This window comes from Pseudoalteromonas sp. P1-30 (genome assembly GCF_001400005.1).
Lineage (GTDB): Bacteria > Pseudomonadota > Gammaproteobacteria > Enterobacterales > Alteromonadaceae > Pseudoalteromonas > Pseudoalteromonas atlantica.
Genome location: NZ_LKBC01000015.1, coordinates 41998 through 63127 on the forward strand (window position 1 = coordinate 41998; position 21130 = coordinate 63127).

The 21130-nt window shown below is 41.7% G+C and carries 22 protein-coding genes; 9 read left to right on the plus strand and 13 right to left on the minus strand.

Annotated features, from left to right (window positions below; translation table 11 throughout):
• Window positions 1-11: 11 nt before the first annotated feature.
• Window positions 12-419, plus strand: a complete 408-nt coding sequence (locus AN395_RS16955) for a GNAT family N-acetyltransferase (protein ID WP_054983711.1) — start codon at window positions 12-14, stop codon at window positions 417-419.
• A gap of 15 nt (window positions 420-434) precedes the next feature.
• Here AN395_RS16955 and AN395_RS16960 read toward each other — a convergent pair whose 3' ends face one another.
• The 9 genes from AN395_RS16960 to lptM form a co-directional block, all read right to left on the minus strand.
• Window positions 435-791 carry a HopJ type III effector protein gene (locus AN395_RS16960; protein WP_029773753.1) on the minus strand — a complete coding sequence of 119 codons (357 nt, stop codon included), beginning with the start codon at window positions 789-791 and terminating at the stop codon, window positions 435-437.
• 37 nt (window positions 792-828) lie between these two features.
• Window positions 829-2130 (minus strand): hypothetical protein, encoded by a 1302-nt coding sequence (locus tag AN395_RS16965; protein WP_054983712.1) that lies wholly within the window; start codon window positions 2128-2130, stop codon window positions 829-831.
• 24 nt (window positions 2131-2154) lie between these two features.
• A complete protein-coding gene (locus AN395_RS16970) occupies window positions 2155-3255 on the minus strand; it encodes a retropepsin-like aspartic protease (protein ID WP_054983713.1) in 1101 nt (366 codons plus the stop codon).
• A 24-nt stretch (window positions 3256-3279) separates the two neighbouring features.
• Window positions 3280-3987 carry an HAD-IA family hydrolase gene (locus tag AN395_RS16975; RefSeq protein ID WP_054983714.1) on the minus strand — a complete coding sequence of 236 codons (708 nt, stop codon included), beginning with the start codon at window positions 3985-3987 and terminating at the stop codon, window positions 3280-3282.
• 10 nt (window positions 3988-3997) lie between these two features.
• Complete coding sequence (locus tag AN395_RS16980; protein ID WP_054983715.1) at window positions 3998-4942, minus strand: tyrosine recombinase XerC; 945 nt, start codon at window positions 4940-4942, stop codon at window positions 3998-4000.
• Window positions 4939-5550, minus strand: a complete 612-nt coding sequence (locus tag AN395_RS16985; protein ID WP_024032071.1) for a DUF484 family protein — start codon at window positions 5548-5550, stop codon at window positions 4939-4941. The genes AN395_RS16980 and AN395_RS16985 overlap by 4 nt, the downstream gene beginning before the upstream one ends.
• A complete protein-coding gene (dapF, locus tag AN395_RS16990; protein ID WP_004588980.1) occupies window positions 5547-6377 on the minus strand; it encodes a diaminopimelate epimerase in 831 nt (276 codons plus the stop codon). Before dapF ends, AN395_RS16985 begins: the two co-directional genes overlap by 4 nt.
• A gap of 64 nt (window positions 6378-6441) precedes the next feature.
• Window positions 6442-7695, minus strand: coding sequence for a diaminopimelate decarboxylase (gene lysA, locus AN395_RS16995; RefSeq protein ID WP_054983716.1), 1254 nt, complete (start codon window positions 7693-7695; stop codon window positions 6442-6444).
• Complete coding sequence (gene lptM / locus AN395_RS17000) at window positions 7696-7887, minus strand: LPS translocon maturation chaperone LptM (RefSeq protein WP_004588978.1); 192 nt, start codon at window positions 7885-7887, stop codon at window positions 7696-7698.
• A 148-nt stretch (window positions 7888-8035) separates the two neighbouring features.
• Here lptM and cyaY point away from each other — a divergent pair, with 148 nt between their 5' ends.
• The 8 genes from cyaY to add all read left to right on the plus strand — a co-directional run bounded on the left by cyaY (window position 8036) and on the right by add (window position 17759).
• Complete coding sequence (gene cyaY / locus AN395_RS17005) at window positions 8036-8359, plus strand: iron donor protein CyaY (protein WP_054983717.1); 324 nt, start codon at window positions 8036-8038, stop codon at window positions 8357-8359.
• Entirely contained in the window at window positions 8356-9012 is a 657-nt protein-coding gene (locus AN395_RS17010) for an alpha/beta hydrolase (protein ID WP_054983718.1), read from the plus strand. Before cyaY ends, AN395_RS17010 begins: the two co-directional genes overlap by 4 nt.
• Window positions 9013-9033: 21 nt before the next feature.
• Window positions 9034-9969: a DUF2914 domain-containing protein gene (locus AN395_RS17015; RefSeq protein ID WP_054983719.1), complete on the plus strand. Its 936-nt coding sequence runs from the start codon at window positions 9034-9036 to the stop codon at window positions 9967-9969.
• 35 nt (window positions 9970-10004) lie between these two features.
• On the plus strand, window positions 10005-10943 hold the full coding sequence (gene hemC / locus AN395_RS17020; RefSeq protein WP_024032067.1) for a hydroxymethylbilane synthase: 939 nt from the start codon (window positions 10005-10007) through the stop codon (window positions 10941-10943).
• Window positions 10944-12776, plus strand: coding sequence for a uroporphyrinogen-III synthase (locus AN395_RS17025; protein WP_054983720.1), 1833 nt, complete (start codon window positions 10944-10946; stop codon window positions 12774-12776). It abuts the gene before it with no gap.
• A complete protein-coding gene (locus tag AN395_RS17030) occupies window positions 12773-13882 on the plus strand; it encodes a heme biosynthesis HemY N-terminal domain-containing protein (RefSeq protein ID WP_024032065.1) in 1110 nt (369 codons plus the stop codon). The genes AN395_RS17025 and AN395_RS17030 overlap by 4 nt, the downstream gene beginning before the upstream one ends.
• Before the next feature lie 46 nt (window positions 13883-13928).
• Window positions 13929-16619: a CHASE domain-containing protein gene (locus tag AN395_RS17035; RefSeq protein ID WP_054983721.1), complete on the plus strand. Its 2691-nt coding sequence runs from the start codon at window positions 13929-13931 to the stop codon at window positions 16617-16619.
• Window positions 16620-16757: 138 nt separating this feature from the next.
• The gene (gene add, locus AN395_RS17040; protein WP_004588970.1) at window positions 16758-17759 is read left to right on the plus strand and encodes an adenosine deaminase; all 1002 of its coding nucleotides are present in this window, start codon (window positions 16758-16760) and stop codon (window positions 17757-17759) included.
• Between the two features lie 46 nt (window positions 17760-17805).
• On the opposite strand, the gene AN395_RS17045 is transcribed toward add, so the two are convergent.
• From AN395_RS17045 to AN395_RS17060, 4 genes are all read right to left on the minus strand, one after another.
• On the minus strand, window positions 17806-18222 hold the full coding sequence (locus AN395_RS17045; protein WP_004588969.1) for a CBS domain-containing protein: 417 nt from the start codon (window positions 18220-18222) through the stop codon (window positions 17806-17808).
• Window positions 18223-18384: 162 nt separating this feature from the next.
• Window positions 18385-19098, minus strand: coding sequence for an NAD(P)H-flavin reductase (gene fre, locus AN395_RS17050; RefSeq protein WP_054983722.1), 714 nt, complete (start codon window positions 19096-19098; stop codon window positions 18385-18387).
• Window positions 19099-19201: 103 nt separating this feature from the next.
• Window positions 19202-20668 carry a 4-hydroxy-3-polyprenylbenzoate decarboxylase gene (gene ubiD / locus AN395_RS17055; RefSeq protein ID WP_054983723.1) on the minus strand — a complete coding sequence of 489 codons (1467 nt, stop codon included), beginning with the start codon at window positions 20666-20668 and terminating at the stop codon, window positions 19202-19204.
• A gap of 136 nt (window positions 20669-20804) precedes the next feature.
• A complete protein-coding gene (locus AN395_RS17060) occupies window positions 20805-21098 on the minus strand; it encodes an MliC family protein (RefSeq protein WP_024032060.1) in 294 nt (97 codons plus the stop codon).
• Window positions 21099-21130 lie beyond the last annotated feature (32 nt).

Consider the following 21130-nt stretch of genomic DNA (forward strand, 5'->3'; position numbering starts at 1 on the left):
AAGGGCGGTACATGTATCAATTAAAAGCAGATAATACCGATGCGTTAAACTCAGCGCTTCGCACTAAAATAGTTGAATTTAACGCACAGCACTTTGATGCGCAAAGAGTGCCATTAGGCTATAAATTTGTTGATGAGCAAGGTGAGCTTGTTGCAGGTATTAGTGGGTGTGTGTTTGGAAATTGGCTGATGATTAGTTGGCTTTGGTGTAGCGATACCGGGCGGGGCAAGGGGTTAGCAGGCAAGCTTATAAATGCGCTTGAGCTTGCTGCTATTGAGCGCGGCGCTAATACCGCACAGCTCGATACGCTTGATTTTCAGGCCAAGCCTTTTTATGAAAAGCGCGGATACGTGGTTAAGTATCAGCTTAACAACTATCCGCGTTCTGGTACGCGTTACTTTATGGAAAAAACGCTTTAATTTAGTAGCTTAGTGTTATTTCTCTTTTAGTGGCTCACCATCAAAGCTCAGGCCTAAAAATGGAGTCGCTTCTGGCGCTAACATAAATGTGCGAATGTTCATGTGATCATCGCCTTTAGGGTTTTGTAGTACGTCTTCGCGGTAAAACTTACCAAAGCAATCCAATGTATTTTGCTTGCTTAAATCGTTTAATTTAGCAAACGCAAAAATTTTACACGAGCCATTGTTCTCGCTTGCAGAGCTAAGTAAGCCGTGGTTATTAAATCCACACGCGGTAAAATCGTAATTAGCTTCTATTACCGCCATGGTATCGCTAAATTGTATGCTTTTAGGGTTGTCTGCAAGTTGCTGTAAAAAATCGTTTAATAACATGTTTGTCCTTTTCTAACAGAAGATTCAAAGAGAAAAATTAATAGTCATTGCTTGTAAGCTCTGCGCTTAAAAGCTTTCCGTCATAAATATAAAAATAGCCATCCCAGTGTTGAGAAGTAAATTCTGCTGAGTCAAAGAACTCGTCGTAATCGCCTAACTTAGCAAGGCTTGCAACAGGGTCGTTGTATTTTACGCCTGATAAGTTCCACTGTGTACTTTGGTTAATATAGCCAGCTAATGCGGCGAGCTTAATTTTAGCGGTTGAAAAGGGCTCCACAAGCTTTAATTTAGAAATGTAGCCGTTGCCTTCATATATAAACTCATAACAAGGAGTAATGATTATATTGTCATGATCTTCATTAACCACTTTAAGCGTTTTACTATTTTTGTGTTTTTTTAAGTATTCATCGGCCAATATTGTGCCGTTATAGCATTGAGTGTTGCTTTTTATATGTTCAACTAATTCACCGTGCGATATACCAACAACTCTTTGCTCTGACTTGTTAATGGATACTTTATAAGATGCGGTTTCCACTTCATCAAAACTGTTTTTTAATTTATTAATTGCTGGTTGGGTTAAATCTGTATCTAAGAAAATAGCCTGATCTGTACCGGTGCTTATTTGTAATTTTTCATTTGCCAAAGAAAGCTCATTATTTATCACCATAGGTAGTAGCGTTTCATGGAACTGATAACCTATAAATACATTGTTTTTAAAGTGAAAAGCATGATTTCTTCCATATACAAGTATTGCGTTATTGTTATCGCTTAGCGATAAACTAGCAAGTCCGAGAGACGTTAATACCTGCTCATAGCTACTGCCAAATTGGAGTCCAAAAAAGTTAGTGGGGGTGATGAGGGGGTTGTTAAATTGAGTAAACTTAGGGGAACTGTTTATGTCTAAAGTGACATCAATTGCATTCCCCTCAATGGTATTTGAGAGGCTGTGCTTGTGCATTCCAGAAATAAATAGCTCGCTAGTCATAGCGACTTGTTGATTGCAGTTTTTTGAGGGGGTGAGCTTAATAAGGTAATGTAATTTTTTTTGGGCTCTGCTTATTGTAGGAGTTTCAGCAGAGTGGCTGCTATTTGTAGTAAAGCGTTCCTCTACATATAGTTGCTCATGCTGTTGATTGTACTGTTCGCTATACTTATTCAGCGCTTTTTGTCTAAGGTTTTGTCTTTTTCTTTGATGGTTATCTAAATCTCTCAGTGTAGCGCTAAGGCTTATTTCTATTTCGGGTGAAATAGCCTCACAACTTTTGTCTTTTACAAAATAATTTGTTGCCTGAGCAGTACATTGCCAAAAACAAAGTAGTGTAAATAGTAGAGTACGCATAAACTTCCTTTTATTATTTTTTGTTTATTTAGCACTCAACTCTAACTCATCTGTTTGTTGATTTATATTAAATTTATATCTAGATAAAAAGTTCATTCCTAACAAACCTTGGCCGCGGGTGTTTTCAATACTGAGCACTTCAAAACCGTAAATAGTTTGCATCCCTACTTTAAACGACTCAATTTGGTAGCGTTTTACTCTAATTTGCCCATTCGCCGTGTTTACGGTTACATCGCCTAAATACAGTGGTTTGGGTGAAAGTTGGTTAAGCACGTCACTCGAAAGAGAAGTAATACTTGCGCCGGTATCTATCATTAGCTCTGTTTGAATTGAGCTATTTAGCTCGGTGCTAATTAAGTAATGTGCGCCGTAGGGGGTAAGCGCAATAAAGTCATCTTGCGATTGAGCTTTCTCTATCATTGCGTGTAAGGCAGTTACTTCGGCTTGTAGTGGGTGATTTGATGGCATGCGCTCAATAGTTGTTAAGGCGCTAATAAAGTCCTCTAGTTGATAATAAGCATGCGCGAGTGCGTATAAAAAATGGCTATTGTCGTTTTGATAGTCGAGCCAAATTTGAGTTTGTTCAATAATTGTTTGCCAATTTTGCTGCTCACTCAAACTATGCAGTTCGTTAGTCGTTAAATGCACAAGGCGCCTATCTACAGGGCCTTGCTGGTGCTTATTTAATAATGGGTAGAGCTCAAATAGCGCAATAATTGCGTTTTGCCGTTGCCCGCTTTTTACTAGGTAATCTACGTGTAAAGTGAGTAACTCGGTATTGTAAGGGTCTTTATTTAAAAGTGCATTTAACAATGACTGGCTAAGCGGTAGGTTTGTGTTTAGCCATTGCTTTAGTTGTGCTACCCACGAAGCGTATAAAGTATGTGCTTTTTTTGGAGCGCTTAGATTTAGTTGCTGATACGTATTTAGAGCATCATCAAATTTGTGTTGTGTAAATTGCTGTTGAGCTTGGCTGAGCAGGTTACTTTTTGGCGCTTTGATGCTCTTGCCGCTGTGGATTTTTTGTGTGCCAACTACAGGCTGTTTTTGTGGCCACAATAAGTAAGCGTTTAGGCTAAGCGAGCCTATTAATAGCAAGGTAATTAGCTTGGTATAATGGCTCATTGCAACCTCTTCGTTCTATTTAGGCTATTTGATAAAGTGCGCTAAGGCATGAATATTCGCAATTTCAACATCGGCAAGGCCTTTGTAGTGATAAGCCGCGCCTTGGTCGTTTAACCAAACCGATTGGCAGCCTGCATTATTAGCGCCTTGTACGTCGGTATCTAGGCTATCGCCAATATGTAAAATTTCACTTTTAGCCACGTTTAAGTGCGCGGCGGCTTTATCAAACAGTGTACCGTGGGGCTTGGCTTTACCGTGCATACCAGCTTGCAATACTAGCGCAAATTTATCGCGTAAGTTAAAGCGCTCAATTTCAACATTGCCATTGGTTATTGCAACCAGCGTAAAGTGCTGGGCTAAGTTATCTAGCAGCTTTAGTACGTCGTCGGTTACCACTATTTTACTGCGCGCATCGGCAAAAGCGTTATAGGCAGCATCGGCATGATGCTCTACCTCTTGCTCATTTAAATCTAGCTTTGAAAGAGCTAAGCGAAGCGTATGTTGGCGCCATTTAGTTACATTATCAGCAAGCTCTGGTAACTGTAATACAGCCTCGTTGCGGCATTGTTGCCAGTATTTTGAGCCTTGTTGTAAGTAGCTGGGTAGCGCGTTTAAATAATCTTGCTGGGCTTTAACCGCGGCTTTTATTATGGGGTGGTTGTTATACAGGGTGTCGTCTAAATCAAAGCTCATAACTGAAAAAGGGCGAGGAGCACGATTAAATCGGATCATAATTACATTCCTAATCGGTTTGTTTTTTAGCGCGCGGATGCGTGTTGTCGTACACTTTTGCTAAATGCTGAAAATCTAAATGCGTATATACTTGCGTAGCCGATAAACTACTGTGCCCTAATAATTCTTGCACAGCGCGTAAATCGCCAGATGATTCTAAAATATGAGAGGCAAACGAGTGGCGAAGTTTATGCGGGTGCACTTGTGAGCTAATGCCTTGTTTTATTCCCCACTCTTGCATGCGTAAGCGAACTTGGCGAACCGAAATACGATTTTTTTTACTGCTTAAAAACACCGCCATTTCGTCAGGCTTTGCAAATTGCCCCCGTATGTTGAGCCAATTTTTTAACGCTGTGAGCGCTTTGCGACCCACGGGAATGAGGCGCTCTTTGTTACCTTTACCTTTGACTAATATTTCGCGGCTTGCGGCGTTTATATCGCGTAAGTTGGTGCCAACTAACTCGCTAATGCGCAGCCCAGATGAATACATAAGCTCCATCATAGCTTTGTCTCGTATGGCTAATGGGTCGTCATCGTTAATCTCTAGTAGGCTTGCCATCTGATCTACATCGAGATTTTTAGGTAAAGGCTTAGAAAATTTAGGCCCTTTAATGCCTTGTGCCGGGTTATGATAATGCGCGTGCTGAGCGATGTTTTTGGCTTTTAAAAATTTATACAAACTACGAATGCAGCTTAATTTTAAACTAATAGTGCGCCCACTTAATTGCTTTGAACGAAGCGCCATGCTGTAGCGGCGAATATGCTCGCCTTGTACGCCAAACCAGTCATCACATAATTTACTAAAATACAGGGCAGCAAAGTTTAGTTGGCTAACATACTGATTTACAGTGTGCTCTGAGTACTGTCTTTCGTACTTTAAATAGTCACTAAATAAATGAATGGGTGTACGCCAATGCTCACTTAATTGCTCAGTGTTAGGCGTCTCGTCGCTCATGCCAATTCCAACAGCCTAAGTTGCAATGCATGAACAAAATCAAGCACGAATAGGTTATCTTGTGCGGGTTCAAAATGGTTTTCATCATGGCTGCCAAAGGCCAATATAGCGACGGGTTTTTCAGCGCAACCAATAAGATAAATAGCAGATGATTGCGTGTTTTCGCAAAATAATAGCTCACGCTCTTGCTGATTAACGCGTCCTAAGTAGTGCCCAAATTGGCTAAGGCGGTGCTCAATAAGCCCATCTAAAGTGTTGTTGTATTTAACCAACCTACACTCGCTAATGTGTGGGCTGGTACAAATAATATTGCGCAAATTTGCGGCAAGCGTATTAAAGTCGTAGTTTGTCCACAGTTGGCGGTGGCATTGGCTAAACAAGCGATACACTAGCTCATTTTGCGTAGCGTGTTCGCTCATACTGTGTATTTGATTTTTTAACTGAGTATTGTGCTCGCGCAATTGGCGCTGTTGTATGTGCACAAGCGAGGTGGCGCCTTGCGTTTTGTGATGTAACTCAAGTTGTGCAAGCAGCTCTGGCTGCTCTATTAAAAAATCAGGGTGGCGCGCTAAATACTCAGCCACTTGCTCTTTTGTTAGCTCGCTCATAAGGCAACTTGCCCATCAAATACATGCTCGGCTGGGCCGGTCATGCGGACAGGGTGACCTTCGCCGCTCCAACGTACTTGTAATGTGCCGCCGGGTAAATCAACTTGTACCGTGGTGTTAAGTTTGCTTTGAATGTGGCCAATTACCATTGCTGCGCAGGCACCCGTGCCACACGCTAGGGTTTCACTAACGCCGCGTTCCCACACTCTAAGTTTAATATGATCTTGCGATACCACTTGCATAAAGCCAATATTGGCACGATTTGGAAAACGTTCGTGGTTTTCAAGCAGCGGACCAAGCACCTCAACTTGTGCGGTAGCTATATCGTCAACTTCTAACACGCAATGCGGATTACCCATAGACACAGCGCCACTAAATACTGTGTGCTCTTGAGCTCTTATTATATAAGTAAGTTCTCGCTTGCTGGCTTTAAGCGGGATTTTAGCAGGCTCAAAATTAGGATGGCCCATGTTTACCGTCACTTGGCCGTCTTTTTCTATGTATAGCGTGAGGTTGCCCGACTTAGTCGAGACACTAATTTTGTGCTTGTTAGTTAAGCCTTTCATGCGCACAAAGCGGGCAAAACAGCGTGCGCCATTTCCGCATTGTTCTACTTCATTGCCATCGGCATTAAATATACGGTAATGGAAGTCGAGATCAGGGGAGTAAGGGGCTTCAACCATAAGTAATTGGTCAAAGCCAATACCAAAGTGGCGATCAGCCAGTTTTTTGATTTGATCGCGAGACAAAAATACATTTTGTGTAATGTTATCAATTACAACAAAGTCGTTGCCTAAGCCGTGCATTTTGGAAAAATTAACTAACATAGCGCTCTAATTCGGGTTTGCTCTGCGCTAATCATGCCACAGAGCAGCGCCTTAACAAAAACGTTTATGGTAAAATTTTCTCACCTTGATAAAGGCTCTCGATGGTTTCGCGTTGGCGAATAAGGTGGTGTTGCTCACCATCTACCATTATTTCGGCCACGCGTGGCCGAGAGTTATAGTTTGAACTCATTGTAAAACCATAGGCACCAGCACTTCGCTGCGCCAATAAGTCGCCTTGTTTAAGGGCTAGCTCGCGGTCTTTTCCTAAAAAGTCGCCGGTTTCGCACACTGGGCCCACAATATCAAAGTTATGTGTTGGGGTGTCGTCATCGCGCACCGATACAGGAATGATTTTTTGCCATGCCTGATAAAGCGAAGGGCGAAGCATGTCGTTCATACCCGCATCGACAATGGCAAAAAATTTATCCTGGTTTTGCTTAATAAACTCAACCTGCGTTACTAAAATTCCAGCATTAGCGGCTATAGCGCGCCCTGGCTCAAAAATAAGCTCAAGGTGTTTGTAATTGGCTAAGCATTCGGTAACTTGCGCAGCATATTCACTTGGGTGAGGAGGCTGTTCATCATTGTAAGGAACGCCTAACCCGCCGCCAATATCTAAATGAGTAAGCTCAATACCATTTGCTTTAAGTTCATCTATTAATGCCATTAGCTTATCAAGCGCTTCTAAAAAAGGTTTAACCTCAGTTAATTGCGAGCCTATGTGGCAATCTACACCGGTTACTTTTAGACCTGGTAAAGACGCCGCATGCTGATAAACGCTCACAGCCGTTTGAATATCGATACCAAATTTGTTTTCTTTTAAACCGGTAGAAATATACGGGTGTGTTTTGGCATCTATATCAGGGTTTACACGAATAGAAATAGGGGCTTCTAAATTTAACTCGCACGCTACCTCAGAAATACGCTCAAGCTCTGAGGCCGATTCAACGTTAAAACATTTAATGCCTAACTTTAGTGCATAAGCAATTTCGTCGGCGGTTTTAGCCACACCTGAAAACACCACTTTACTGGCATCACCGCCAGCTTTTATTACACGCGCCAGCTCACCTTTAGACACTATGTCAAACCCTGAGCCTAAACGCGCTAATATATTTAATACTGCAATATTAGAATTAGCTTTAACTGCGTAGCACACCAAGCTTTTATGATTTTTAGTGGCATTTGCAAAGGCTAAATAATGGCGCTCAAAAGTAGCACGCGAGTACACATAACACGGCGTACCATAGTGCTGAGCAATTGTGGCAATGCTGACATCTTCGGCAAATAATTGATTGTTTTGATAGTTAAAATAATCCATTTATTGCTCCTGCACTTGCTCGGTGTTGGTTTTTTTTACGGGCGTTGGCTGTGCTGTATTAGGGGGTGTGTTTTGCTCAGCCTGTTGCTCTGGTAAATACAAAGGCCCGCTTTGGCCGCAGCCAGCTAATGCACTTAGCAGTAAAGTACTTATATATAGTCGTTTTAATTGTAAGGTATGTGTCGCTTTCATTAGATTAATACGGTTGCTGGCTTTATAATCGCAGAGTAACAGAATATCTAAAAAATGCAGCTATTCGCGGATGATTTTATTCCTGTTACACTAGCTGTATATAAACCGTACCCAATATTAGGCAGCTCGCCTGCAAAGGAAAATTACAATGACTGAACACGAATATCACCAATTAGCCGAAGCTCTTATGTTCACAATTGAAGAGCAAGTTGATGATTGCGAAGCAGATTTAGACTACGAAGCGGCAGAGGGTATTTTAGAAATAATTTTCCCTGATAAAAGTAAAATTGTAATTAACAAACAAGCGCCTTTGCATCAAGTGTGGGTTGCGACTAAATTTAATGGCCACCATTTTGAAATGCGTGACGGCCAGTGGATTGATAACCGCTCGGGTGCAGAGTTTTGGGAGTTTATGAACCAAGCGTCTACTCGCCAAGCTGGCCAAGAAATTAAGTGGCAATCAAGCTTATGAGTTTAGAGTTTGCACAATATCCAGCGCAAGGTGAGCACAAAGCCACTGTTATTTGGTTACATGGTTTAGGCGACTCGGGCGATGGCTTTGCACCGGTTGCACCGCAACTTAATTTACCCAGTGAGCTTGGTATACGATTTATTTTTCCGCATGCGTCTATTCAACCGGTCACCATAAATGGTGGCATGGAAATGCGCTCGTGGTACGACATTAAATCTATAGAATTAGACAAACGTGCCGATGAACAAGGCGTGAGAGATTCAGCCGAAAAAGTGCAAACCCTGATCAATCAAGAAATTGAAAATGGTATACCTGCCGATAAAATTATTTTGGCGGGCTTTTCGCAAGGGGGCGTGGTGTCTTTACATTTAGCGCCGCGATTTGAGCACAAACTTGCAGGTGTTATGGCGCTGTCTACTTATATGTGTGTGCCTGAAAAGCTAGCGCAAGAAGCAAAGCATACTGATTTAAATGTATTTATGGCTCATGGCAGCCAAGATAATGTAGTGCCGCATAGCGCGGGTAGAAGTGCGTTTGAAGTATTAACAGCACATAACATGGATGTAAGCTGGCAAGAATACCCTATGGCTCATCAGGTTTGCGCAGAAGAACTGCAAGCTATTCGCCAATGGTTAATTGCCCGTTTAAGCTAATTTGGAGCCGCTGAGGTCAATATGAGTCAAAAAATAGTTATTAAAGCAAATGTAAAACGCGAACCACAAAATAGTGTACCTAATGTAAGCTACGAGTGGCATTGGCGTCGTATTGCGAGTGTTTCTATGTTGGTAGCAATGACCTCGGCAGCGGTTGTGTATGGCTTAACTAGCTCGGTAAATGCCGAGCAGGGCGAGCAACCTAATGAGCAATCGCCGTATTTACCTTTAAGTGATAGCACCGCAGATAATGTTGAGCCCACGGTGAGTGTAAATGACGAGCAAGCGCGCCCAAATGAGCTTACGCGTGCTATAGCAGATGTTGCGCCAGCGGTGCTTGAGGATGAAAGCGTTAATAAAACTTCGTTAGTGCAAAGCAATAATGAGCAAACGGATATAGAGCCAATTGCTAATGTTCAAAGCAATCAAGTTTCTGTTATTGAGCAATCAGATACTGAACTCGCTGAGCCTATCGCTAATCAGCCGCTTACTAGCACGCAGTTAAGCGCATCACCCAATGAACAGCTTCCAGATATTGAAAACGACGACGGCTCGCTAACTAGCAGTGAAGGTTTTTCATCTAATGCGCACATTGCCAGTGTTGCGTTAGGCGCACAAATTGATACAGGTAAAATTAGCCGTGCAGTGCTTACTCGCAAAGTAAGTAAGCGCGAGCCCACTAATGTATTTGCTGCAGATATCCGCTTAAATCAGTTTGAAGAGGCACTTTCGTTTTTTAGTGAGCTTAAAAACCTACAAGGCCAACAAGTAAAGCATGTATGGTCTTATGAGGGTGAAACCCTGGCTGAGATTTCACTTAATGTTACCTCGCCGCGCTACAGAACGTACTCAACCAAAAATATTATGAATACACAAACAGGCCATTGGCGTGTAGATGTTGTTGATGAGCAAGGTAATTTAATTGCTCAAAAAGAATTTAGAATTTTAGCTAATTAAGCTTGGCTATTAGCTGTAACTATTTGGATACCCCTATGACAGAAAAAACAAAGTTAGTACGCATTGCAACCCGTAAAAGTGCTTTAGCGCTTTGGCAGGCTGAATTTGTAAAAGCACAGCTTGAGCATTTTCATGCTGATGTGCGCGTAGAATTAGTCCCTATGTCTACTCAAGGGGATATTATTTTAGATACACCGCTTGCTAAAATTGGTGGTAAAGGCTTGTTTGTTAAAGAGCTTGAGCAAGCAATGTTAGATGGCCGCGCGGATATTGCTGTGCATTCAATGAAAGATGTACCCGTTGAATTTCCAGAAGGCTTAGCACTGCACACAATTTGTGAGCGTGAAGACCCGCGCGACGCGTTTGTATCAAATAACTTTGCCAATTTAAGCGAATTACCAAAAGGCGCTGTAGTAGGCACTTCTAGCCTTCGTCGTCAGTGCCAAATTAGAGCTTTGCGCCCTGATTTAGTCATTAAAGACTTACGTGGTAATGTTAATACTCGTTTAGCTAAGCTAGATGATGGCCAGTACGATGCGATTATTTTAGCCGCAGCCGGACTGCTACGTTTAAAAATGGACGAGCGTATTGCTGATTATATTGAGCCTGAGGTATCTCTACCTGCTAACGGACAAGGTGCTGTCGGCATTGAATGTCGTATTGACGATGAAGTAACAAAAGCCTTACTGGCCCCGCTTGAGCATACCCAAACACGTATTCGTGTAAATGCAGAGCGTGCTATGAATCGTCATTTAGAAGGTGGCTGCCAAGTACCAATTGGTGCCTACGCATTAGTTGATGGCGAGCAAGTGCATTTACGCGGCCTCGTGGGCGCAGTAGATGGTAGTGAAATTTTACATGACGAAGTAACCGGTCATATAAATGATGCCGAAGCTATCGGTGTGCAGCTTGCTAAAAAGTTATTAGCGCAAGGCGCCGACAAAATATTAGCAGAAGTATATAGAGACGCATAAATGACACATATCCTGGTAACTCGGCCCGAAGGAAAAGGCGCAGCCCTTGCTCAGCAACTTGAGCAAGCGGGTTATCAGGCGTCATTATTTCCTGTTTTAAAAATATCCTACCTTACGCCTTCTACTACCGAGCTAAGCCCGTTAATTAATGCCGATAAAATTATCTTTATCTCTCAAGATGCCGTTACTGCCCTTGCGCAATTAAAGCCAACAATAAATACCAAAGCGCAATTTTACGCAGTAGGTCAGCAAACTGCAGATACTATTTATGCGTTATTTGGCGTGCGCGCAGCAGTGCCTAAACTGCATGATTCTGAAGGGTTATTGGCGCTAAACTCGTTAGCTGAGGTTGATGGTAGCAATATTGTATTAGTAAAAGGCCAAGCGGGGCGTCCAGATATTGCCAAAACCTTAAAGGCGCGTGGGGCATTTTTAAATAACTGTGTGGTATACAAGCGCGAGCCAATAAGCGCTGAAAAAACCAACTGGACAGACCACTGGCAAAGCCTGAAAGTACAAGGTATAGTCATAACCAGTAATGCAGCAGTTGATGCAATATTTAATAACCTGACTGAACAACAGTTACAGTGGTTACAACAGTGCCGATTTTATGTTGCTAGCGAGCGTATAGCCGCTTATTTACAACAGCAACAGGTAAGCTCGGCTAATATACACATTGCCGCAGGGGCAAGCGATACCGCTATGTTTTCCTGCATAAAACAGCAAGGTAGCAAGATGAGCGAACAGTCAAAGCCAGTAACGGCAGATAACACACCAACCACTAAGGCAGCGGCCTCTACACAAAAAAAAGAGGCAGCTAAAGCACACAGTAAACCACATAACGATAAGCAAAAAATAAGTAAATTAGCGGTATTAGCGCTGATCATTTCGCTTATTGTTGCCTGTGGTGTGGGGTATGAGTTTTACCAAAAACTCAATGCAGGTAAAGCCCAAAATGTAGCTGTTAATGAACTAAAAGAAGAAAACGCGTTATTGTCACAAGAGTTACAGGCGCTCAAGTCTGCGCAATCTAATCTTCAGCAAGCATTGTTCAATAGTGAGCAAAAAGTGGCAGCTGCGCTTAATGAAAGTGCAGAGAGTAACCAGCAACAATTAAAAGCAGCATTACAACAAGCTCAGCAGCAAGGCGCTTCACTAAACCCGCAAGAAGTAACCAGCTTACAACGTATGGCTGAGTTTAAACTGTGGGCCGAAAAAGATTACCAAGGTGCCAGCGCTGTACTTAAACGCTTAGATGCCTTATTGAGTGAACACCCAGGTACTGTTGCAGTTCGCCAAGCGATAACACAAGACATTCAAACACTAGATAGCTTAAAACCTATCCCAACAGAAGCCATTTACTTAAAGCTTAATAGCGTGTTATCAAACATAGATAAGCTTGCATTTAATGCCGTTAACATACCGCAAGAAGCAACAGAAATTGAAAAAAATGCCTTGAGTGAAGATGTAAGCGATTGGCAGCAAAACCTAAGTAATAGCTGGAATAAGCTAGTTGATAGCTTTATTACTATTCGCCAGCACGAAGGGGTTGCTATAGAGCCACTGCTAACCGATCAGGAGCGCCACTTAATTAATCAACGTATTAAATTAAATGTGACGCAAGCTCAAGATGCATTAATGAGCAAACAAGCGAGCATTTATTTTAGTGCCATAAGTGAGGCAAAGCGTCTTGTTAATGAGTACTTTAAACAAGATGACGAGGCGACAAAAGTGGTTATAAATGCACTAACTAGCCTAGAAAAAGAGCCATTAAACTTTAACCCTGAAGTAAACCTACAAAGTACGCAGCAGGTTAAGGAGTGGGCGCAATGATAGGGCTTATAGTATTAATTGTTGCGATTGTTTTAGTTTTAGCGATTACGCCATTTGTACTGGATGAAAAAGGCTATGTGCTGATCTCGTTTAACAACACCACGATTGAAGGCACGATTGTATCGTTTTGTATTATGGCGGTAATTAGTGCAACAATTTTGTTTTTAACTTACAAATTAGTGCGCTATTTATTGTCGATTTATCATAATACTAAACATGGTTTTTTTGCGCGTAGCGAAGAGCGAAAGCAAGCAGCTATAGAGCAAGCCTTATGGAGTGCGATAAACGATGATTACGAGCTTGTAGAGCAAACGTTATCAGGTAATAGTGTACCCAGTAAGTTTGAAGATATACGCTTAGCGCTATTAGCAAAAGCAGCGCTTGCTAATAACCAAACCGACAAAGCACTAGAGCGTTTATTTGAAATTAGCCCAGAGCAGCAACTTAACGTTGCTAAACTTTGGATAGCCAGTGGCGATAGCAGCGCAATAGAATCGCAAATGCGTGCAAACAGCGATTCAAAAAAAGCGACACCACTTGAGCTTAAGCTATACGCCGAAATACTTGTACAGCAACAGCACTTTAGTGCGCTTGAAGACTTTTTACCGCGTTTACTTCGCAAAAAAGTCCTTAACGATGCGCAGTGGACACAGCTGTTTAATGCCTATTTTAATGCACAAGCTAGCGATAAAATCACTGAAAAATATAAACAACTTCCTAAAAAGCTACAAGCTCATGCTAATACAGCTTACTTAATGCAAATGGCTAAAGTGGGTCAGTTAAGTGCGATTGAAAGTGACTTAATTAAAATGGTGAAGCACGACGAGCAACATGCTCAGCTGGCTAATATATTAAGTAACGCCACCTCGGCAGAGGCTGTAAAGCTTCAAAGTAGTATTCAAGAGCGCCTGAAAAAAGATGATGCAAACAACGCATTATTACTCTCGCTTGCGTGTTTAGCTAATGCCCAAGGCGATTATGAGTTAGCCGCAAAGGTTTTTGATAAAGCCTTGAATATCGAAAACAAAAAGCAATTTGCTCAGCAAGCAGCGCTTAGCTATAAAAATACCGCACAAGCCGATAAAGCACTCGTTTTGTATCAATAAAGGCTACACTTATACTTTTGCAGCTTTGATATTCGGGAGCATTGGGTTGAAACACTTTTTTATTGTCACTGTAAGTTTAGCGTGCGCTTACTTTTTTACCGGATATTTTAGTAATTTACTATTAGCGATAGATGGCTACGCAGTGGCTGTGTGGCCGCCTTCGGGAATTGCGCTTGCTGGCTTTTTAATTTGGGGCAGAAAGAGCTTACTAGGTATTGTTTTAGGGGCTTTTTTTACTAACCTCATTCATTTAGAAAGCGCCTCAGCGATATTTCAATTAAGTGTATTTATGCATGCTGCGGCTGTTACCTTTGCTGCTACTTTACAAGCATGGGTAGGTAGCCAATTGATCACTAAAGTGATTAAAGCACCACTCGACTTATCTTCTTTAAAGCACTGTATTCAAAGCCTCGTTGTTGCCGGCCCATTGTGCTGTGTTATAGCTGCAGGTGTAGGCACCAGCTTATTAATTTTTAATGGCGTTATTGTGTCTCAAGCCGGTTGGGATACGTTTATAGCGTGGTGGATAGGCGACAGTATTGGAGTGCTTGTTTTTACTCCGCTTATGCTAGCGGCATTTAACTATTCACAGGTAAATTATCGCCTACAAGTTATACTGCCCTCACTGTTAATTTATATGGTTATAAGTATTAGCTTTTATGGCGCGGCCAGTGTAAAAAAAGAAAAAAACATTCAAAAAGAAGAGCTGAAAATATTAGCCACTCAAGATGCTATCAACAATAAAATTAACGAAATAACAGCACACCTCGCCTTACTGGCGACCTTTTTTTCTAGTAGTGACGATGTGAGCTTTACTGAATTTAAGCAGTTTACTTCTAAGCAGCTTAGTTACAGCGAAGAAATTTTAGCATTTGAGTGGGTGCCCTACTTACCAAGTGAAAACCTAGCTCAGTATATAGAGGCTAATAACAACACCGAGCTGGCTAAATATAGCTTAAAAGAAAGAGCAAAAGATGGCAGTTGGCAGGCCGCACCCCCACGAGATTTTTACTACCCCGTACAATACGCACATCCTTTGTCGGGAAATGAAGATGTAATTGGCTTTGATCTTGCCTCAAATGAGGTAAGGCGATCTGCATTAATAAAAGCAAAAGTGTTAAATGAGTTGGTGATCAGTGAGCCAATAAATTTAGTACAAAACGAAGCTGAGCGCGGCGTGTTGTTTTTTCATCCGGTGTTTGGCAACAATATTACCGAAGACGATTTTAAAGGTTTTGTGGTAGCCGTTGTTAGTTTAGAAAGACTATCAAACGCGGTGTTATTTGATCAAAACAACGGCGTTGCAGTGAGCTTTACAGACACCACAACAGAGAATAATGCACAGCCTATTTTTATTGCCGATTATCAACAACTATTGCCGTTAAAAGACTATAAGTTATTGGTAGGTAAGCGGGTGTGGCAGGTGGAGCTGCATCAGCCAATGCAACGAGAGTCATGGTTAGTTTACTGGCTTGCGCAAATAGCCGGCATGTTATTTGTTTGGCTGCTTATTACCTTTTTAATATCGGTAACGGGTACCAACATTCGTATACGTGAGCAGGTAGCAAAACAAACTAAAATTTTACGTTTAGAAAAGCAAAAGGCCGATGAAGCCAATGAAATAAAAAGCCAGTTTTTAGCAAATATGAGCCACGAAGTTCGCACACCTATTAATGGTATTAAAGGGCTGCATTATTTAGCCCTACAGCAAAACGATTGGCAGCAAGCTCGCAGCTATATTGAACAAGCGGATGGGGCTCTGGGCGTATTGCTAAGAGTATTAAATGATGTGCTCGATTTTTCTAAAATGGAAGCAGGCAAACTTGATTTAATTCAAGAGCCAATTGATGTAGGCACACTCAGTGAAGAAGTGGCCAATTTACTGCAGTTTGATATAGAAGCAAAGTCGCTAGAATTTATGCTTGATTACGATAAATCAAGTAACTTGGTTATCAACACCGACCCAATTCGCTTAAAACAAGTTTTACTAAACCTAATCAATAATGCCATTAAGTTTACGGCCAAAGGCAGCATCACGCTTAAAGTGTGGCAATCAAAAAAAATGACTTACTTTAGCGTTAACGATACCGGTATTGGTATTAGTAAAGAGGCGCAAAAACAGCTCTTTAAACCGTTTGCACAAGCAGATAGTTCTACCTCGCGTCAATATGGCGGCACGGGCTTAGGTTTAAGTATATGCAAAAAGCTTGTAGAGTTGATGGGTGGAGAAATTGATTTAATAAGCCACGAAGGGCACGGTTCTACGTTTACTTTTAGCCTGCCAATTTATTCGCCGCTACCAAAGGCTGAGCAAATAAAGCAACAATATGATGAGATAGATGTTAGTACGCTTTCTTTTGCAGATTATAAATTATTGCTTGTTGAAGATAACCCATTAAATCAGCACGTCGCGAGCGCTATTTTAAAAACCAAAGGGTGCGTTGCTGATATTGCTAATGATGGTTTTGAGGCGATTGAAAAGCTGACAGAGCATACCTACGACATTGTGATTATGGATATACAAATGCCAAAAATGGATGGCCTTGAAGCCACGCGAGTTATTCGTAATGAACTTGGTTTGTTTGACCTACCTATTATTGGCTTATCTGCTAATGCTCACGATGACGATGTTAAAAAAGCAGTTGCCAGCGGTATGGATAATTATATTACTAAACCCATTGAAGCAAATACCTTATTTAAAACACTCTGGCATCACTTAGCTCATCAAAATAAGTGAATAAAAACCTAACTTTGTTCACTTTTTGAGTAAAAAGCAGACATATGACCGCTAATATTTACTTTAACTGCTCTACACTTGAAAAATAACTGTACCTGCGTATCATGCGCGCAATTTTAACCTAACCGAGTCGCTATTATGATAAATAAAAAATTACCTCTGCTAGATATTCATCGTCATTTAGATGGCAATGTACGTGCGCAAACCATACTAGAGCTTGGTCGACAGTTTAATATTACGCTACCTGCTGATAACGTAGAGGCGCTTATCCCTCATGTGCAAGTTATTGATCCTGAGCCTGATTTAATGGCTTTTTTACAAAAGCTCGACTGGGGTGTAACGGTACTGGGCGACTACGACGCCTGTAGACGCATTGCCGTTGAAAACATAGAAGATGCTCAAGCGCAGGGACTTGATTATGTAGAGCTTCGCTTTAGCCCGTATTATATGGCACAAAGCCAAGGCTTACACCCGCAAGGGGTGGTTGAGGCCGTGGTTGATGGTATTAAATCGGCTACTCAAGGCGTAAATATTAAAGCAAACTTAATTGGTATTATGTCGCGTACTTACGGTGTTAAAACTTGTCAGCAGGAGCTTGACGCATTACTTGCCTTTAAAAATGATTTAGTGGCGATTGATTTAGCCGGAGATGAAATTGGTTTTCCGGGAGAGCTTTTTGTCGAACAATTTAAGCAAGTAAGAGACGCTTACCTGGCCGCTACCATTCATGCCGGTGAAGCGCTGGGCGCAGCGAGTATTTGGCAAGCCATTAATGAATTAGGTGCAAGCCGTATAGGCCATGGGGTAAAAGCAATTGAAGACCCTAAACTAATGGACTACCTGCGCGATAACCGCATTGGTATTGAGTCGTGCTTAACCAGTAACATTCAAACCAGTACCGTAAACGATTTAGCTAAACACCCCCTTAAGCAGTTTTTAGATCACGGTATTTTAGCGTGTATAAATACCGACGATCCGGCTGTAGAGGGCATTGAAATTGAGCATGAATACCTAGTGGCTGCGCCAAAGGCGGGTTTAACACAAGCCGATATGCATAAGGCACAAGCTAATGCCTTAGAGATTGCATTTTTAAGCGACAGCGATAAAAACGCATTAACTGCGCTTGCTGCGGCACGTTAAATACGCTTAATACAAAAAATGCCGCTTATTAGCGGCATTTTTTATGTTAGCTTACTTTTGTTTGGCAGCTCACGTAATTATCAAACAGTGCTTTTAATACATCGCTTCGGCCAATTAGCCCTATCACGGTATCACCCTCAACAACGGGGTAGTTTTTTGGCTTTCCTGTTTTCATTTGCTCTGCAAGCTCGATAATGTTGGTATCGGCATTAACGGTTACAACCTCGGTTTGCATAAGCTGCGAAACTTTTACAACGCCATCGCAAAAATAGCTGCTTCGCATTAATGGTTTTAACAGCTCTTGCTCAGATATAAAACCAACCAGCGATTTATTGTCATCAAATACTGGTGCACCTAATAAGTTAAACTTTTGCAGCTCGCTAATGGCGGTGGTCATTTCGGTATTTGGGGTAATGTGTGGCAACTTACGTTGCATAAAATCTTTTACTTTTGTATTTAACATTTGGGTCTCTCCCGCTGATGTTCTATACAAAGTATGGTTTATAGATAGGAATTTAGGAAATTGTTTATACTGATTAAAGTAATAGGTTATACCAATTAATAGCTTAAATTTGATAGAAATAACAAAGGCGCCATGGGGCGCCTTTGTATTATAAATAAAAATTTATTTTATAAACGCGAATGCGTCAGCGTACATGTTTTCGCGAACAGCGCCGTGAGCAATAAAGTCATCACGGACAATGCCTATCATGTCAAAGCGACCAGCCATATAAATGTCGTAAGGTTCTAACGACACAATATCTTGCATTACTGCTTTGTGTACAAACCCGGTGTGGCCTTGCCAATTAGCAGATGGGTTTTCTACAACAGGAATAAATTTAAAGTGCTCGTTACTCTCTGCCCATGCTTGCATTTCGCTGTGAGCATACAATGCAGACTCTTCTTTGACACCCCAGTAAAATAATACCGGGCGGTCGCATTTAATTTCAGCTAAGTGATCAGCCATTGATTTTGCATAAGAAAAACCAGTGCCGCCAGCCAATAAAATAATAGGGCGCTCGCATTGTAGACGTAGTTGCGATACACCAAGGCCAGCTTCTATATCTACCGGTGTATTATTTTGATGCGCATTACGTAAATGCTCAAGCGATTGCATTGCGTATGAATCGGCTTTAGATGCGCCAATATGAAGCTCTATTTCATCACATTGCGATGGACGACTTGCAATCGAAAATGCGCGCTTGTCTTTTTCGCCAAGTACAAGTTGCATGTATTGGCCAGCTTCAAACGTAACAGGTTGTTGAGGCTTTAAAATTACTTTATGAACAAATTCTGTAAGTGGGCTGATGGCAACAACTTCAGCTTTTAATGTTTGCATTTTTTACCTTTTAGCAGCGTTTACGCAGATATGCAGTTAAGTGGAGCAATATTAACATATCTGCGGGGTTATTTTATAGCCTGTTTATATTCACTAAGCGTGCTTAAAGTATATCGAGGCTTTGCCAAATTTCGTCAACACGATCTTTTGTCGCTTTATCCATGACAATTGGCTCGCCCCATTCGCGGTCGGTTTCACCTGGCCACTTATTTGTTGCATCCATACCCATTTTTGAGCCAAGCCCAGATACCGGCGATGCAAAATCGAGGTAATCTATTGGCGTGTTTTCAATTAATGTGGTGTCGCGCGCAGGGTCCATACGGGTAGTGATGGCCCAAATAACATCGTTCCAGTCACGGGCATTTACATCATCATCGCAAACAATAACAAACTTAGTGTACATAAACTGACGTAAAAACGACCATACGCCCATCATTACGCGCTTAGCATGGCCTGGGTATTGTTTTTTCATGGTTACCACGGCCATACGGTAAGAGCAGCCTTCGGGTGGCAAGTAAAAGTCGACGATTTCTGGAAACTGCTTTTGCAATATAGGCACAAACACTTCGTTTAATGCCACACCTAAAATAGCTGGCTCATCAGGTGGACGGCCGGTAAATGTACTATGGTAAATTGGGTTTTTACGGTGTGTTAAATGGGTCACTGTCATCACAGGAAAATCATCAACTTCATTGTAATAACCAGTGTGGTCGCCATACGGCCCCTCGGGAGCCATTTCGCCAGGCATAATGTAGCCTTCAAGTACTATTTCGGCACTGGCAGGGACCTGTAAGTCATTTGAAATAGACTTAACCACTTCGGTTTTACTACCGCGCAGTAAGCCAGCAAAGGCATATTCGCTTAACGTGTCTGGCACAGGTGTCACCGCACCTAAAATAGTGGCAGGATCAGCTCCTAATGCAACCGAAACTGGGTAAGGCTCACCGGGGTTTTCTTTACACCATTCTTGAAAATCGAGTGCGCCACCGCGATGCGATAACCAACGCATAATTATTTTATTTTTACCTAATAGCTGCTGGCGGTAAATACCCAAATTTTGGCGCTTTTTATAAGGCCCTTTGGTAACAGTTAAGCCCCAAGTAATAAGAGGTGCGGCATCTCCAGGCCAACAATGTTGTATAGGCAGCTTAGTTAAATCTACCTCGTCACCTTCTAGAACAACCTGTTGGCACGGTGCTTTTTTAACTTCTTTAGCCGGCATATTGAGTACTTGTTTAAATACCGGAATTTGCCCTAGTGCTTCTTTAATCCCTTTTGGTGGCTCGGGCTCTTTTAAAAAAGCGAGTAGCTTGCCAACTTCACGCAGCTCGCTTACATCTTCTTGGCCCATGCCCATAGCAACGCGCTTAGGTGTACCAAATAAGTTTGCAAGCACAGGCATACTGTGACTTTTTGGGTTTTCGAACAATAATGCGGGGCCTTTAGCACGTAATGTACGGTCGGCTATTTCGGTCATTTCAAGATACGGGTCGATTTCTTGAGTAATACGTTTAAGTTCGCCTTTTTTTTCAAGCAAATCGATAAAATCACGTAAATCTTTATATTTCATGGTAGGCCGCTACTAAGCAAAAAGTGAAAGTATTATACCCAACTAAACAACAAATGCATGTGCAGTTGTTTAGCGTAAAAACAGGCTATTTATTACGATGAGAAAAAAGAAAAAGTTTAAATCGCGAACGATAAAATTATAAGGCGTCGGCTTGTTGAAGTTGGCAGTGGTATTTATTACCTGAAACAATCAACATCGCTTCATCGGCTTTAGACCAAAATAGCACTCGCTCATTAATATACTTTACCCCTGATGCGCTCGGCTCTTTATTAAGCGTATATGTTTGCTCATTTAAAGTAAGTGTTGCCCCCGCTCCTTGGTGGGCTAATTCTACTACGCGCTCGTTGCATAAGTAGTGGGTACTTTTAGACTCATTACTACAGGCTGATAAAACCAGCATGCTTGTAAAAATAACCACTAATGCTTTCATTAATATCCCCTAAGTAAGTTTGCCATTGATAA